At 72.2% G+C, this 13,935-nt stretch carries 13 protein-coding genes; 4 read left to right on the top strand and 9 right to left on the bottom strand.

Going from position 1 to position 13,935, the window contains the following annotated elements; genetic code table 11:
- Positions 1–43: 43 nt before the first annotated feature.
- From zwf to pgl, 3 genes are all read left to right on the top strand, one after another.
- Positions 44–1,558 carry a glucose-6-phosphate dehydrogenase gene (gene zwf, locus O7546_RS19300; RefSeq protein ID WP_194803175.1) on the top strand — a complete coding sequence of 505 codons (1,515 nt, stop codon included), beginning with the start codon at positions 44–46 and terminating at the stop codon, positions 1,556–1,558.
- A gap of 31 nt (positions 1,559–1,589) precedes the next feature.
- On the top strand, positions 1,590–2,606 hold the full coding sequence (locus O7546_RS19305) for a glucose-6-phosphate dehydrogenase assembly protein OpcA (RefSeq protein ID WP_194803176.1): 1,017 nt from the start codon (positions 1,590–1,592) through the stop codon (positions 2,604–2,606).
- A gap of 69 nt (positions 2,607–2,675) precedes the next feature.
- Entirely contained in the window at positions 2,676–3,446 is a 771-nt protein-coding gene (gene pgl, locus O7546_RS19310) for a 6-phosphogluconolactonase (protein WP_194803177.1), read from the top strand.
- Between the two features lie 133 nt (positions 3,447–3,579).
- On the opposite strand, the gene O7546_RS19315 is transcribed toward pgl, so the two are convergent.
- The 8 genes from O7546_RS19315 to rapZ all read right to left on the bottom strand — a co-directional run bounded on the left by O7546_RS19315 (position 3,580) and on the right by rapZ (position 10,683).
- Positions 3,580–3,924: an RNA polymerase-binding protein RbpA gene (locus O7546_RS19315; protein ID WP_018788218.1), complete on the bottom strand. Its 345-nt coding sequence runs from the start codon at positions 3,922–3,924 to the stop codon at positions 3,580–3,582.
- 130 nt (positions 3,925–4,054) lie between these two features.
- Positions 4,055–4,315: a preprotein translocase subunit SecG gene (gene secG, locus O7546_RS19320; RefSeq protein ID WP_091420428.1), complete on the bottom strand. Its 261-nt coding sequence runs from the start codon at positions 4,313–4,315 to the stop codon at positions 4,055–4,057.
- Between the two features lie 95 nt (positions 4,316–4,410).
- Positions 4,411–5,202, bottom strand: coding sequence for a triose-phosphate isomerase (tpiA, locus tag O7546_RS19325; protein ID WP_135241179.1), 792 nt, complete (start codon positions 5,200–5,202; stop codon positions 4,411–4,413).
- Positions 5,203–6,402: a phosphoglycerate kinase gene (locus O7546_RS19330; protein WP_194803178.1), complete on the bottom strand. Its 1,200-nt coding sequence runs from the start codon at positions 6,400–6,402 to the stop codon at positions 5,203–5,205.
- Positions 6,403–6,454: 52 nt separating this feature from the next.
- Complete coding sequence (gene gap / locus O7546_RS19335) at positions 6,455–7,459, bottom strand: type I glyceraldehyde-3-phosphate dehydrogenase (RefSeq protein WP_013287466.1); 1,005 nt, start codon at positions 7,457–7,459, stop codon at positions 6,455–6,457.
- Between the two features lie 264 nt (positions 7,460–7,723).
- Entirely contained in the window at positions 7,724–8,704 is a 981-nt protein-coding gene (gene whiA / locus O7546_RS19340; protein ID WP_018788213.1) for a DNA-binding protein WhiA, read from the bottom strand.
- A 54-nt stretch (positions 8,705–8,758) separates the two neighbouring features.
- Entirely contained in the window at positions 8,759–9,763 is a 1,005-nt protein-coding gene (yvcK, locus tag O7546_RS19345; RefSeq protein WP_135241181.1) for a uridine diphosphate-N-acetylglucosamine-binding protein YvcK, read from the bottom strand.
- Complete coding sequence (gene rapZ, locus O7546_RS19350) at positions 9,760–10,683, bottom strand: RNase adapter RapZ (protein ID WP_262014426.1); 924 nt, start codon at positions 10,681–10,683, stop codon at positions 9,760–9,762. The genes yvcK and rapZ overlap by 4 nt, the downstream gene beginning before the upstream one ends.
- 171 nt (positions 10,684–10,854) lie before the next feature.
- Here rapZ and recQ point away from each other — a divergent pair, with 171 nt between their 5' ends.
- Positions 10,855–12,726 carry a DNA helicase RecQ gene (recQ, locus tag O7546_RS19355; RefSeq protein ID WP_194803180.1) on the top strand — a complete coding sequence of 624 codons (1,872 nt, stop codon included), beginning with the start codon at positions 10,855–10,857 and terminating at the stop codon, positions 12,724–12,726.
- A gap of 98 nt (positions 12,727–12,824) precedes the next feature.
- Here recQ and O7546_RS19360 read toward each other — a convergent pair whose 3' ends face one another.
- The gene (locus O7546_RS19360) at positions 12,825–13,481 is read right to left on the bottom strand and encodes a C39 family peptidase (RefSeq protein ID WP_194803181.1); all 657 of its coding nucleotides are present in this window, start codon (positions 13,479–13,481) and stop codon (positions 12,825–12,827) included.
- Positions 13,482–13,935: the final 454 nt, after the last annotated feature.

A 13,935-nucleotide genomic window follows, 5' to 3' on the forward strand; every position in this document is an offset into this window, starting at 1 on the left:
CGACCTGGAATCAGCGGACCGAGACGCAGGAGGAGGTGGCCCGGTGAACCCGCTGCGCGATCCGCAGGACCGGCGACTGCCCCGGATCCCCGAGCCGTGTGCCCTGGTGATCTTCGGGGTGACCGGCGACCTGGCCCGCAAGAAGCTGCTGCCGGCGGTCTACGACCTGGCCAACCGAGGGCTCCTGCCGCCCGGCTTCGTGGTCCTGGGCTTCGCCCGCCGGGACTGGGGCGACGGCGACTTCGAGTCGGTGGCGCACGACGCGGCCAAGAAGCACGCCCGCACCCCGTGGCGGGAGGAGGTGTGGGCCCGCCTCGCCGGCAACATCAAGTTCGTCGGCGGCTCGTTCGACGACGACGCGGCGTTCGACCACCTCGCCGCCACACTCGACGAGCTGCGCGACTCGCACGGCATCGCCGGCAACGCGGCCTTCTACTTCTCCATCCCCCCGGCGGCCTTCCCGGTGGTGCTCAAGCAACTCGCCCGCACCGGCATGGCCGACAACGCCAAGTCCGGCGGCTGGCGGCGCGTGGTGGTGGAGAAGCCGTTCGGCAACGACCTGCCGTCGGCGAAGGCGCTCAACGACCTGGTCGACGACGTCTTCACCAGCAAGGACGTGTTCCGGATCGACCACTACCTGGGCAAGGAGACGGTCCAGAACATCCTGGCGCTGCGCTTCGCGAACAACCTGTTCGAGCCGCTGTGGAACTCCAAGTACGTCGACTCGGTGCAGATCACCATGGCCGAGGACGTCGGCATCGGCACCCGCGCGGCCTTCTACGACTCCGTGGGCACCGCCCGCGACGTGCTCCAGAACCACCTGCTCCAGCTGCTCGCCCTGGTCGCGATGGAGGAGCCGACGAGCTTCGACGCCGACGAGATCCGGGCCGAGAAGCTCAAGGTGCTCAAGGCGATCACCGTGCCGCGGGACGTCACCGAGGACACCGTGCGCGGCCAGTACCTGCCCGGCTGGGTGGGCGGCGAGCGCGCCAAGGGCTACCTGGAGGAGGAGGGCGTCCCGGAGGGCTCCACCACCGAGACGTACGTGGCGGTGAAGCTGGGCATCCAGAACCGCCGCTGGGCCGGGGTGCCGTTCTACATCCGGGCCGGCAAGCGGCTGCCCCGGCGGGTCACCGAGGTGGCCATCATGTTCAAGAAGGCGCCGCACCTGCCGTTCAACGCCGCCGACATGGAGTCGCTCGGCCCCAACCAGCTCGTCATCCGGGTGCAGCCGGACGAGGGCGTGGTGCTCAAGTTCGGCTCCAAGGTGCCGGGCACCACGATGGAGGTCCGCGACATCGCGATGGACTTCCAGTACGGCGAGGCGTTCACCGAGTCCAGCCCCGAGGCGTACGAGCGGCTGGTGCTGGACGTGCTGATCGGCGACCGGACGCTGTTCCCGGACGCCGCCGAGGTGGAGCAGAGCTGGCAGGTCGTCGACCCGCTGGAGCACGCCTGGGAGGGCACGACCCCGGAGCCGTACCGGGCCGGTGAGTGGGGGCCCCGGGCCGCCGACGAGATGCTGGCCCGCGAGGGCCGGGCTTGGCGGAGAGCGTGAGCGAGCACTGCGAGCGAACCAGGAGGCTCCATTGATCGGGCTGTGGGACACCACCGGCAACGAGGTGGTCAAGGCGCTGGCCGCGGAACGGCGCAGCGCGGGCGGGGTCGCCAGTGGCATGGCGCTCACGCTGATCGTGGTGGTGGACGAGAAGCGGGTACGCGAGGCCGAGGCGGCGGCCACCATCGCCGCCGCGGCGCACCCGTGCCGGCTGCTCGTGGTGGTCCGCTCCGACGTCGAGCGGGACCGCAACCGGCTGGACGCGGAGATCGTCGTGGGTGGCCGGCTCGGGCCGTGCGAGGCGGTGGTGACCCGGATGTACGGGCGGCTCGCGCTGCACGCCGAATCCGTGGTGATGCCGCTGCTGGTGCCGGACGTACCGGTGGTGACGTGGTGGCACGGCGAGCCGCCGGAGGAGATCGCCACCGACTTCCTCGGTGTGGTCGCGGACCGGCGGATCACCGACTCGGCGCAGGCCGCCGACCCGATCGCCGCGCTGCGGCAGCGGGCGCACGACTACGCCCCGGGCGACACCGACCTGGCGTGGACCCGGATCACCCCGTGGCGCACGCTCGTGGCGGGCGCGTTCGACACCACCCAGGCCCGGGTCACCGAGGCGAGCGTGGTGGCGCCCCCGTCGGATCCGACGGCGGCACTGATGCGCGGCTGGCTCAACGCCCGGCTCGGCATCGACCCGATCCTGACCGCCACCGAGGAGTTCCCGCGGATGCGTCAGGTGCAGCTGCGCTGCGCCAACGGCGACGAGCTGACGCTCACCCGGGACGACAGCATCGCGGTGTTCCGGCGTACCGGGCAGGAGGACCGCACGCTGCCGCTGGTGCGCCGGCCGCTCGGTGACGAGCTGGCCGAGGAGCTGCGCCGCCTCGACGCCGACCAGGTGTACGCGGAGGCGCTCGGCGCTGCGGCCGGGATCACCGGGCTCGACCAGCGCCCCGCCCAGCGGGTGCACGTGTGGAAGGATCCGGCGACCGCCCAGCGGGCCGAGGCCGGCGTGACCGCGCACGCGGGCGCGACCGCGAACGAGTGACCACCCGGACCGGGTGGTCGGAGGCACAGTTGACCGCCGGTGGGCGGTCGGAACACGAGGGCTCGACGGATGACTGAGGCGAGTGTCGCCGTACACGCCGACCCCGACCTGCTGGCGCAGGCGGTGGCGGCCCGGTTGGTGGTGAAGCTGCTCGACGCGCAGGCCGAGCGCGGCCAGGCGTCGGTGGTGCTGACCGGGGGGCGGATCGCCGCGGCGGTGTACCGGGCGGTCGGGCAGCTGCCCGCCCGGGACGCCGTCGACTGGTCCCGGGTCGACGTGTGGTGGGGCGACGAGCGGTTCCTGCCCGCCGGTGACCCGGAGCGCAACGAGACGCAGGCCCGGGCGGCGCTGCTGGACACGGTGCCGCTGGACCCGGCCCGGGTGCACCCGATGCCGGCATCGGACGGCCCCGCGGGTGACGACCCGGAGGCGGCTGCCGCCGGGTACGCGCGGGAGCTGGCCGCCGCCGCCCGGCCCGGGAACGCGATCGTGCCGCACTTCGACGTGCTGATGCTCGGCGTCGGCGAGGACGGGCACGTGGCCTCGGTGTTCCCGGAGCACCCGGTGCACCACGACAAGCGGCCGGTCAGCGCGGTACGGGGCAGCCCGAAGCCGCCGCCGGTGCGGACCACGCTGACGCTGCCGACGATCAACACGGCCGAGGAGGTGTGGCTGATCGCCGCCGGAGCGGACAAGGCCGGGGCGGTGGGCATGGCGCTGGCTGGGGCCGGGCCGGTGCAGCTGCCGGCCGCCGGGGTGCGGGGCGTCTCGCGTACCCTTTGGCTGCTCGACCGGGCCGCCGCGGCGAACGTGCCGCCGCGGCTGCGCAGCCTCCGCTGATCCCGGTCGTGGTCGGGCCCCTGCCGGGGCCCGTCCACGATCTGGCGATCGACGACACCAGCTCGCCGGCATCCGGGGCACCCCGACACGACCACCACCCCGATCTGGCGATCGGCGACGCCAACTCGCCGGCTCAGGCGCGGCCGCGGCGCCGCCGCAGCGCGTCGAGGGCCTCGGCGAGCAACGCCTCCCCCTCCTCCGGCGTGCGCCGCTCCTGCACGTACGCCAGGTGGGTCTTGTAGGGCTCGGCGCGCTGGCGGCCCGGCGGGTCGCCCGGGTCGGGGCCGGCCGGCTCGCCGCAGCGCGGGCACTCCCAGGTCGCGGGCGTCTCCGCCTCGGCGGCGATCAGGAACTCGACCCGGTGCCCGTGGCGGCACCAGTAGACGACCGGGCGGCGCGGCGCGGGCTCCACCCGCTGGTCGAACCGCTCGGGGGCGGACCCGATCCGGGTGCCGCGGATGACGTTGTTGCTGGGCACGGTTGCTCGCTCCCTGTCGTCGGAGGGGACCGCCGCCGGAGGGGGTGGGCGACGGACGACGTGCGGAGAAACAAAACTGCGCGCGGTCCGTGACGGACCGCGCGCAGATTGTACGCTTCTCAGCGCCGACTCAGGTGCCGCTGGCCATCTGCAGCCGCAGCCAGAGTCCGAGCCCGACGATGCACGCGAACCAGACGATTCCCACCAGAACGGTGTAGCGGTCGAGGTTCTTCTCGGCCACCGACGAACCGGCCAGGCTGGAGCTGACGCCGCCGCCGAACATGCTCGACAACCCGCCGCCCTTACCGCGGTGCAGGAGGATCAGCAGGGTGAGCAGGACGCTCGTGATGACCAGCAACGTGATCATCGTGTAGGCGAACCAGATCGGCATGGCGGGGGTCAGTCCTCTCGTTGCGATCACTGCCCGGACCTGTCGGGCACTGCGGCACCGACCGGTGGACGGGCAGCGTCAAGGATAGCGAGCGATCAGCGGGTGATGTGCTCCGGGAACCGGCAGATCTGCGCGAACTCCTCCGCGTCCAGGCTGGCGCCCCCGACCAGAGCCCCGTCCACGTCCGGCTGCGCCATGATCGCGGCGACGTTCGACGCCTTGACCGACCCGCCGTACAGGATCCGGACCTGCTCGGCGGTGCCCTCGTCGTAGGTCTCGGCGATGCGCTTACGCACCGCGCCGCAGACCTCCTGGGCGTCGTCCGGGGTCGCCGTCTTGCCGGTGCCGATCGCCCAGACCGGCTCGTACGCGACGACGACCTTGGTGACCTGCTCGGCGGTGAGCCCCTTCAGCGCGCCGTCGAGCTGGTCGCAGCAGTGCCGCACCTGACCCGACTGCTCCCGGACCTCCAGGCCCTCACCGATGCAGAGGATCGGGGTGAGCCCGTTCGCCAGCGCCGCCGACACCTTCGCGTTGACGAGCGCGTCGTCCTCGTGGTGGTACTGCCGCCGCTCGGAGTGCCCGACCACCACGTAACCGCAGCCCAGCTTGGCGAGCATCGGACCGGCGATGTCACCGGTGTACGCGCCGGACGGGTGCGGCGACAGGTCCTGCGCGCCGTAGCCGATCAGCAGCTTGTCGCCGTCCACCGCGGTCTGCACGGTACGCAGATCGGTGAAGGGCGGCAGTACCACGCACTCGACGTCGGTGAGCTGCTTCTCGTTCAGGCTCGCGGCCAGCTTCTGCACCAGCAGGTTGGCCTCGAGGTGGTTCAGGTTCATCTTCCAGTTGCCGGCCATCAGCGGCCGGCGGGTCGTGCTCGCCATTCAGTTCTCCAGGGCCGCGATGCCGGGGAGGGTCTTGCCCTCCAGGTATTCCAGGGAGGCGCCACCACCGGTGGAGATGTGCCCGAAGGAGGACTCGTCCAGGCCCAGCGCGCGCACCGCCGCGGCCGAGTCGCCGCCGCCGACCACGCTGAACGCGTCGGCCTTGGTGATCGCCTCGGCCACTCCCCGGGTGCCGTTGGCGAACGCCGCCATCTCGAACACGCCCATCGGGCCGTTCCAGAAGACGGTCTTCGCCTGCGACAGCGCGGCGGCGAAGCCGGCCACCGTCTCCGGGCCGATGTCCAGGCCCAGCCGGTGGCTGGGGATGCCGTCGGCGGGCACGGTGTCGTGCGCGGCATCAGGCGCGAACGCGTCGGCCACCACCACGTCGACCGGGAGCAGGATCTTGCCCGGCGCGCGCTCCATCAGGTTGCGGCAGGTCTCGACCATGTCCTTCTCCAGCAGCGACGTGCCCACCTCGTGGCCCTGGGCCTTGAGGAAGGTGAAGCACATCCCGCCGCCGATGAGCAGCCGGTCCACGGTCGGCAGCAGCGCCTCGATCACTGCGAGCTTGTCGGAGACCTTCGAGCCGCCCAGCACCACCACGTACGGCCGCTCCGGCTCGCCGGTGAGGCGGCTGAGCACCTCGACCTCGCGCAGCACCAGCCGGCCCGCGAAGTGCGGCAGCCGGGCCGGTACGTCGTGCACGCTGGCGTGCTTGCGGTGCACCGCGCCGAACGCGTCGTCCACGTAGGCGTCACCGAGCGCGGCGAGCTGGTCGGCGAACGCGCCCCGCTCCGCGTCGTCCTTGCTGGTCTCGCCCTTGTTGAACCGCAGGTTCTCCAGCAGCGCGACCTGACCGTCGGCGAGGTCGGCCACGGTGGACCGCGCCGAGTCGCCGACGGTGTCCTCGGCGAAGTGCACCGGGGCGCCGAGCAGCTCACCGAGCCGCCCGGCGACCGGGCGGAGGCTGAACTGCGGGTCCGGCGCGCCCTTCGGGCGGCCCAGGTGCGAGCAGACGACCACCTTCGCGCCGGCCTGCACCAGCGCGCTCAGCGTCGGCAGGACGGCCCGGATCCGGCCGTCGTCCGTGATGTCCCCGGTCTGCTTGTCGAGCGGGACGTTCAGGTCGGCGCGCACCAGCACGCGCCGACCCGACACCCCCTCGGCGAGCAGGTCGTCGAGGTTGCGGATGCTCACAGAGCTAGCCCTCCGTTCGTGACTGCGGGGCTCGCAAGCTCGCTCCTCGCACTCACAGGGACTGACCCACCAGCTTGACCAGGTCGACGAGGCGGTTCGAGTAGCCCCACTCGTTGTCGTACCAGCCGACGACCTTGACCTGGTTGCCGATCACCTTGGTCAGCGGCGCGTCGAAGATGCACGACGCCGGGTCGGTCACGATGTCGGCGGAGACGATCGGGTCCTCGTTGTAGGTGAGGATGCCCCGCAGCGGGCCCTCGGCGGCGGCCTTGAGCGCGGCGTTGACCTCGTCCACAGTGGTCTCCCGGCCGACCTCCACGGTCAGGTCGGTGGCCGAGCCGGTCGGGATCGGCACACGCAGCGCGTAGCCGTCCAGCTTGCCCTTGAGCTCCGGCAGCACCAGGCCGATCGCCTTCGCGGCACCGGTCGAGGTCGGCACGATGTTGAGCGCGGCGGCCCGGGCCCGGCGCAGGTCCTTGTGCGGCGCGTCCTGCAGGTTCTGGTCCTGCGTGTACGCGTGGATGGTGGTCATCAGACCCTGCTTGATGCCGAACGTGTCCTGCAGGACCTTCGCCATCGGCGCGAGGCAGTTGGTGGTGCAGGAGGCGTTCGAGATGATGTTGTGCTTGGCCGGGTCGTACTGGTCCTGGTTGACGCCCATGACCACGGTGACGTCCTCGTTCTTCGCCGGCGCGGAGATGATGACCTTCTTGGCCCCGCCGTCGAGGTGCGCCTTCGCCTTGGTGCCGTCGGTGAAGAAGCCGGTGGACTCGATGACCACGTCGGCGCCGACCTCGCCCCACGGCAGCTTCGCCGGGTCCTTCTCGGCGTACGCCTTGATGGTCTTGCCGCCCACGGTGATCTCGTCGGCGGTGGCCTTCACCTCGTGCGGGAGGCGGCCCAGGATGCTGTCGTACTTGACAAGGTGGGCGAGCGTCGCGTTGTCGGTCAGGTCGTTGACCGCCACGACCTCGATGTCAGCGCCGGACGCCAGCACTGCCCGGAAGAAGTTGCGGCCGATCCGGCCGAAGCCGTTGATGCCAACCCGGATGGTCACAGGTCCCATCTCCTCGCGTTCTGGTCCGCCGGCGCCAGACCGGGGCCGGCGGAGGTGTGTGCGCCGACCGTTGGAGCCGGCCGTCGACATGTCATCTCGGCCACCCCGCCGCGGTCACGGAGACCTGACCGCCCGAGGCGGTGAGCACGGCGAGGAGCGCCTGTTCCGGCCCCCTTGCCGTACGCAGCGACCATATCCGAGCGCGCGGCGTCGCGCTGCGGCGGGTGGTGATCCCGCACGCGGTGCGCTGCCGCCCGAGTCCTATCAGACCACGAGCATGTCCGGCGTGACTGCCGCTTCCGTATCCGGGATGCCCAGGTCACGGGCACGCTTGTCGGCCAGCGCGAGCAGCCGGCGGATCCGGCCGGCGATGGCGTCCTTGGTCAGCGGCGGCTCGGCGAGCGCGCCCAGTTCCTCCAGCGAGGCCTGACGGTGCTCCAGGCGCAGCCGCCCGGCCGAGGTCAGATGGTTCGGCGCGTCGTCGGCGAGGATCTCCAGCGCGCGGGTCACCCGGGCGGCGGCGGCCACCGCGGCACGGGCGGAACGGCGCAGGTTGGCGTCGTCGAAGTTGGCCAGCCGGTTCGCGGTGGCGCGCACCTCCCGGCGTACCCTCCGCTCCTCCCAGGCCAGCACGCTGGAGTGCGCGCCTATGCGGGTGAGCAGCGCGGCGATCGCGTCACCGTCCTTGACCACCACCCGGTCCACGCCGCGCACCTCGCGGTTCTTGGCGGTGATACCGATCCGGCGGGCGGCGCCGACGAGCGCCAGCGCCGACTCCGGGCCGGGGCAGGTGATCTCCAGCGCGCTGGAACGGCCCGGCTCGGTGAGCGAGCCGTGCGCCATGAACGCGCCCCGCCACGCCGACACGGCACAGCAGACGTTCGCGGCCACCACATGCGGCGGCAGGCCGCGCACCGGGCGGCCCCGCACGTCGAGCAGGCCGGTCTGCCGGGCGAGCGCCTCGCCGTCCTTGACCACCCGCACGATGAAGTGGCTGCCCTTGCGCAGCCCGCCGGAGGCGAGCACGTGGATCTCGCTCGGGTAGCCGTACACCTCGGCGATCTCCCGCCGCAGCCGGCGCGCGACCGCGCCGGTGTCCAGCTCCGCCTCGACCACGACGCGGCCCGACACGATGTGCAGGCCGCCGGCGAAACGCAGCAGGGCGGCCATCTCCGCCCGCCGACAGCAGGGCTTGGGCACGTCGACCCGACTCAGCTCGTCCTTGACCGCAGCCGTCATCGCCATAGTGCGCCCCCTCACGGACCGGTTCCGGCGTGTCGCCGGTGATTACGTACGTGTCTAACGATCGGCGCGCAGGACAGGCACCAGCGCGGCGCCCAGTGCGGCTGGATCATGACGGGGCGTGCCGTCGAGGACGGCGACGGGAGCGAGGACCAGCCGGGCACCAAGCGATTCTGCCGCACGTTCGACCGCCGCGGGATCACCCACCGCCGTGGAGTCGGCGAGCACCCGGTCCACCTTCAGCTCGGGCAGATAGCGCCGCAGGGTGTCCAGATGGTCGGGCAGGGAGAGCCCCGAGGTCTCCTTCTCGGCCACCAGGTTGAGCGTCACCAGCCGCCGCGCCGGGCTGGACACGATCGCGTCCGCAAGCCCCGGCACCAGCAGGTGCGGCAGCACGCTCGTGTACCAGCTACCAGGTCCGAAGATCAGCCAGTCCGCCGCGCGTACCGCTGTCACCGCCTCGGCGCACGCGGCCGGCGCGGACGGGCTGAGCCGCAGCGACTCGACGGTGCCCGGGGTGACCGCGACCTGGTGCTGGCCGCGCACCGTGGACACCTCGTCCGGGTGCTCCGGGTCGGCGCCGCGGACCCGGGCCTCGATCCCCACCGGCTGGCGGGACATCGGCAGCACCCGCCCCACCGCGCCGAGCATCGCCCCGGCGTGGTCGAGCGCCGCCACCGGGTCGCCGAGCAGTTCGGTGAGCCCGTGCAGGAGCAGGTTGCCGACCGCGTGGCCGGCGAGCGAGTCGCCCACCGCGACAGGTACCGGCGCGGCGATCGTCGGCGCCGGCGGCACGGCGGCGGCGAAGCGGTGCTGGAACAGCGCCGCGCTGCGCCGGGTGGCCGGATGGTCACCGGCCAACGCGACGAGCGCCTGCCGCAGGTCACCCGGTGGCAGGCCGCCGCGCTCGGCGCGCAGGCGGCCGCTGGAGCCGCCGTCGTCACCGACGGTGACCACCGCGGTGATGTCCAGGTCCAGTTCGGGTACGCAGTGACGCAGCGCCCGCAGCGACGCCGAGAGCCCGTGCCCGCCGCCGAAGGCGACCACCCTGGTCGGGGTCACTCCCGCCCCAGGTCCCGGTGCTGGGCGTTGGCGGCGATGCCGGAATGACGCAGCCGGGAGGCCAGCTCCTCGGCGATGGCCACGCTGCGGTGCTTGCCGCCGGTGCAGCCGACCGCCACGGTCAGGTAGCGCTTGCCCTCCCGCTCGAACCCTGCGGTGGTGGCGTTGACCAGGTCGGCGTAGCCGGCCACGAACGCGTCGGCGCCCTCCTGGCCCAGCACGTACGCGCTCACCGCCTCCTCCCGGCCGGTGTGCTCACGCAGCTCCGGCACCCAGTACGGGTTCGGCAGGAACCGGGCGTCCATCACGAAGTCGGCGTCCGGCGGCAGGCCGTACTTGAAGCCGAACGAGATCACGGTGATCCGCAGCCGGCGGGCGTCCTCACCGCCGAACAGCTCCTCGACCCGGCGACGCAGCTGGTTCACGTTCAGGTGGCTGGTGTCGATGATCACGTCGGCCTGCTCGCGGGCCTCCTCCAGCAGCGTCCGCTCGACCGCGATGCCGTCGGCCAGCCGCCCGTCGCCCTGCAACGGGTGCGAGCGGCGCACGCTCTCGAACCGGCGGATCAGCACCTCGTCGTCGGCGTCGACGAATACCACCCGGGGCTGGAAACCGCGCTCGCGCAGCTCGCGGATCGCCCCGGCCAGGTCGGTGGAGAACGCGCGCGAGCGCACGTCCAGCACCATCGCCGTACGCCGGGCCGCGCCGCCGGCCTTGAACGCCAGCTCGGCCATGTCCAGCAGCAGCGCCTGCGGCAGGTTGTCGACCACGTAGTAGCCGACGTTCTCCAGCGCCCGCGCCACAGTGCTGCGCCCGCCGCCGGACAGGCCGGTCACCACCACCAGGGAGGTGTCCGACTCGGCCGGCGCCGTCTCCCCCTCGGTCCGCCCCAGGTCACCCGCTGTACGCGCCTCGCTCACCCGCTACCCCCAGCCGTGGCGCCGCGGCCGGTCGGCCGCGCATGGTCAATCAGCGACTCTAACGGCTGCGACCCGGCCCGGGATTCCACGGGGTGACCACCGGAACATGTCGCCGCCCCCGGAACGGCTCGCCGGACGGGCGCTGTCGGGGGACGCTCGTAGACTGCGCGGATGGTCTCCCCCACCGATGAGCGGACCACCTCCGCACCGGCCGGCTCCCCACCGACCGGCGACGCGCTCGACGTGTTGCGGCGGGTCTTCGGGTACGACGCCTTCCGCGGCTTCCAGCAGGAGGTCGTCGAACACGTGGTAGCCGGCGGCGACGCGCTGGTGCTGATGCCCACCGGTGGCGGCAAGTCGCTGTGCTACCAGATCCCCGCGCTGGTCCGCGACGGCGTGGCGGTGGTCGTCTCGCCGCTCATCGCGCTCATGCAGGACCAGGTCGACACGCTCACCGCGGTCGGCGTCCGGGCCGGGTTCCTCAACTCGACCCAGGATCCCGCGCAGCGGCGCCGGGTCGAGGCGGCCTACCTCGCCGGTGAGCTGGACCTGCTCTACCTCGCCCCGGAAGGGCTGGCCGTGCGATCCACGCTCGGCCTGTTGGAACGCGGCCGGATCGCGCTGTTCGCGATCGACGAGGCGCACTGCGTGTCTCAGTGGGGGCACGACTTCCGCCCCGACTACCTCAACCTGTCGATGCTGCACGAGCGCTGGCCGGACGTACCGAGAATCGCGCTGACCGCCACCGCGACCCGGGCGACCCGCACCGAGATCGCCACCCGGCTGCGGCTCACCGAGGCCCGGCACTTCGTGGCCAGCTTCGACCGGCCCAACATCCAGTACCGCATCGTCCCCAAACGGGAACCACGCAAGCAGTTGCTGAGCCTGCTGCGTGACGAGCACCCCGGCGACGCCGGCATCGTCTACTGCCTGTCCCGCGCCTCGGTGGAGAAGACCGCCGAGTTCCTGGTCGCCAACGGCATCCCCGCGCTGCCGTACCACGCCGGGCTGGACGCCTCGACCCGCGCCGCCAACCAGCAGCGGTTCCTGCGCGAGGACGGCCTGGTCATGGTCGCCACCATCGCGTTCGGCATGGGCATCGACAAGCCCGACGTACGCTTCGTCGCCCACCTGGACCTGCCGAAGTCGGTGGAGGGCTACTACCAGGAGACCGGCCGCGCCGGGCGCGACGGGCTGCCGTCCACGGCCTGGCTGGCGTACGGGCTCCAGGACGTCGTGCAGCAACGCAAGATGATCGAGACGTCCGAGGGCGACCTGGCGCACCGGCGTAACCTCGCCGCCCACCTGGACGCCATGCTGGCGCTCTGTGAGACGGTCCGCTGCCGCCGTTCCCAGCTGCTCGAATACTTCGGCGAGACCGAGGTGGCCGACTGCGGCAACTGCGACACCTGCCTCGAACCGCCGGAGTCCTGGGACGGTACCGTCGCCGCGCAGAAGCTGCTGTCCACCGTCTACCGGCTCGACCGCGAACGCAACCAGCGGTTCGGTGCCGGGCACAGCATCGACATCCTGCTCGGCAAGCACACCGACAAGATCGATCAGCACGGCCACGACGCGCTCAGCACCTTCGGCATCGGCACCGAGCTGCGCGAGGCGGAGTGGCGTGGCGTGGTGCGGCAACTGCTCGCCGAGGGCCTGCTCGCCGTCGAGGGCGACTACGGCACGCTGGCACTGACCGACGCGAGCGCGGACGTGCTCGGCCGCCGCCGTACCGTCACCCTGCGCAAGGAGCCGGAACGTCCGGCGGGCGGCCGGTCCGCCAAACCCCGGGGCGCCGCCACAGTGGTCGCCGACCTGTCCCCCGCCGCCGCGCCCGTCTTCGAGCGGCTCCGCGCGTGGCGCGCGGCCACCGCCAAGGAGCAGGGCGTCCCGGCGTACGTCATCTTCCACGACGCGACCCTGCGGCAGATCGCCGCCGAGCCGCCCGCCTCGCTGGCCGAGCTGTCCCGGGTCAACGGGGTCGGCGAGAACAAGCTCGCCAAGTACGGCGAGGCGATCCTGGCCGTGCTCGCCGAGTCCTGACGCACGCGAAAAGGGCCCGGCCCCCGTGGTGGGGGTCGGGCCCTTTCGCGTGCGCCTTGCTCTTGCTCTTGCTCTGCAGCCGTTGGTGCGGCGGTTGGTCAGCTGGTGCTGTAGCCGCGGGTGGCGATCCAGTCGGCGAGGTTGTCGATGCTCATGCGGTAGGTGGCGGTGTTCGGGTCGGCGCTGTCGGCGATGGTGACGGTCTTGCCGTCGTCGCGGTAGCCGATGACGCTGATGTAGTGGCCGCCCTCGAAGGAGTGGGTGTTGCCGTCGGTGTCGGTGGCGGTGCCGGCGATGTTGGCGACCACGGCCCGGCCGGCGTCGACGGTCTTGACCACGTCAGCGCGAAGCTTGTCGGTCTGCTTGTCGTCGGCCTTGGGGGTGCTGATCTCGACCGACTTGTAGGCGTCCTTCGCGCCGGTCTCCTTGTTCAACACCGGGGTGATGTCGTTGATGGAGTTGGTGCCGGCCTCGGTGGTGCCCATCTCGCGGGCCATGGCGTGCACGTCGATGTTCTTGCCCTGTACGGACAGGGCGTTGCGGGCGGCGGCGGGGCCGCAGAAGTAGAAGTTGGGCTGCGCCTCGTAGCGGACGTCGAGTTCCCGCTCGCCGTGGCCCTTACGGTCGGTGGTGATCTGAGCGGTGCGCTCGGCCGGGGCGGCGTGGGCGGCGATCGCGGGGCCGGCGATGCCTCCGGTGGTGGCGGCGATACCGGCAGCGGTCAGAACGGTCTTACGCAGCAGAGTGGTAGCCATGATGGTTGCCTCCCTGAAGTGGGGGATAAGCGCGGCAGGGGGTGCCGCGAAGGGGGAAAGTCTTGAGGGGTGCCCGTCGGACGGGCGGCACGCGGGCGGCCCGGAGGGCCTGCTCTGCGCGGCTCGGGGATGTAACGACCACCGGGCCGGGGTCATTCCGGGACGGCGGTGCCCGTCGCTCGGGGATGTAACGACGACCGGGCCGGACCGATTCCCTGACCAATCCGGGCGCCTCGGCGGACCGGTGTCCGGCGCTCGACCTGGTGCCTGGGCGGTCAGCCATGTACAACGCCTGCACCCCACCCCCGATTCCGCCGTGAGCATGGCGCCGGCCACAACGCGCCACCCCGGCAAACCGGACACCGGTCCCAGGACGCGCCGGGCGGCAAATCGGGCACTTGTTGGGCACCAACTGCAAGATCAGGGGACGGGATGGCGGTTTCGCCCATCAGGA

This window comes from Micromonospora sp. WMMA1976 (assembly GCF_027497335.1).
Classification (GTDB): Bacteria; Actinomycetota; Actinomycetes; order Mycobacteriales; family Micromonosporaceae; genus Micromonospora; species Micromonospora aurantiaca.

What these genes read in the sequence shown, in the direction of transcription:
- recQ (WP_194803180.1), top strand. Translation starts at nt 10,855, where the DNA reads ATGGTCTCCCCCACCGATGAGCGGACCACCTCCGCACCGGCCGGCTCC.
- tpiA (WP_135241179.1), bottom strand. Translation starts at nt 5,202, where the DNA reads ATGGCGAGCACGACCCGCCGGCCGCTGATGGCCGGCAACTGGAAGATG.
- secG (WP_091420428.1), bottom strand. Translation starts at nt 4,315, where the DNA reads ATGCCGATCTGGTTCGCCTACACGATGATCACGTTGCTGGTCATCACG.
- O7546_RS19360 (WP_194803181.1), bottom strand. Translation starts at nt 13,481, where the DNA reads ATGGCTACCACTCTGCTGCGTAAGACCGTTCTGACCGCTGCCGGTATC.
- whiA (WP_018788213.1), bottom strand. Translation starts at nt 8,704, where the DNA reads ATGGCGATGACGGCTGCGGTCAAGGACGAGCTGAGTCGGGTCGACGTG.
- pgl (WP_194803177.1), top strand. Translation starts at nt 2,676, where the DNA reads ATGACTGAGGCGAGTGTCGCCGTACACGCCGACCCCGACCTGCTGGCG.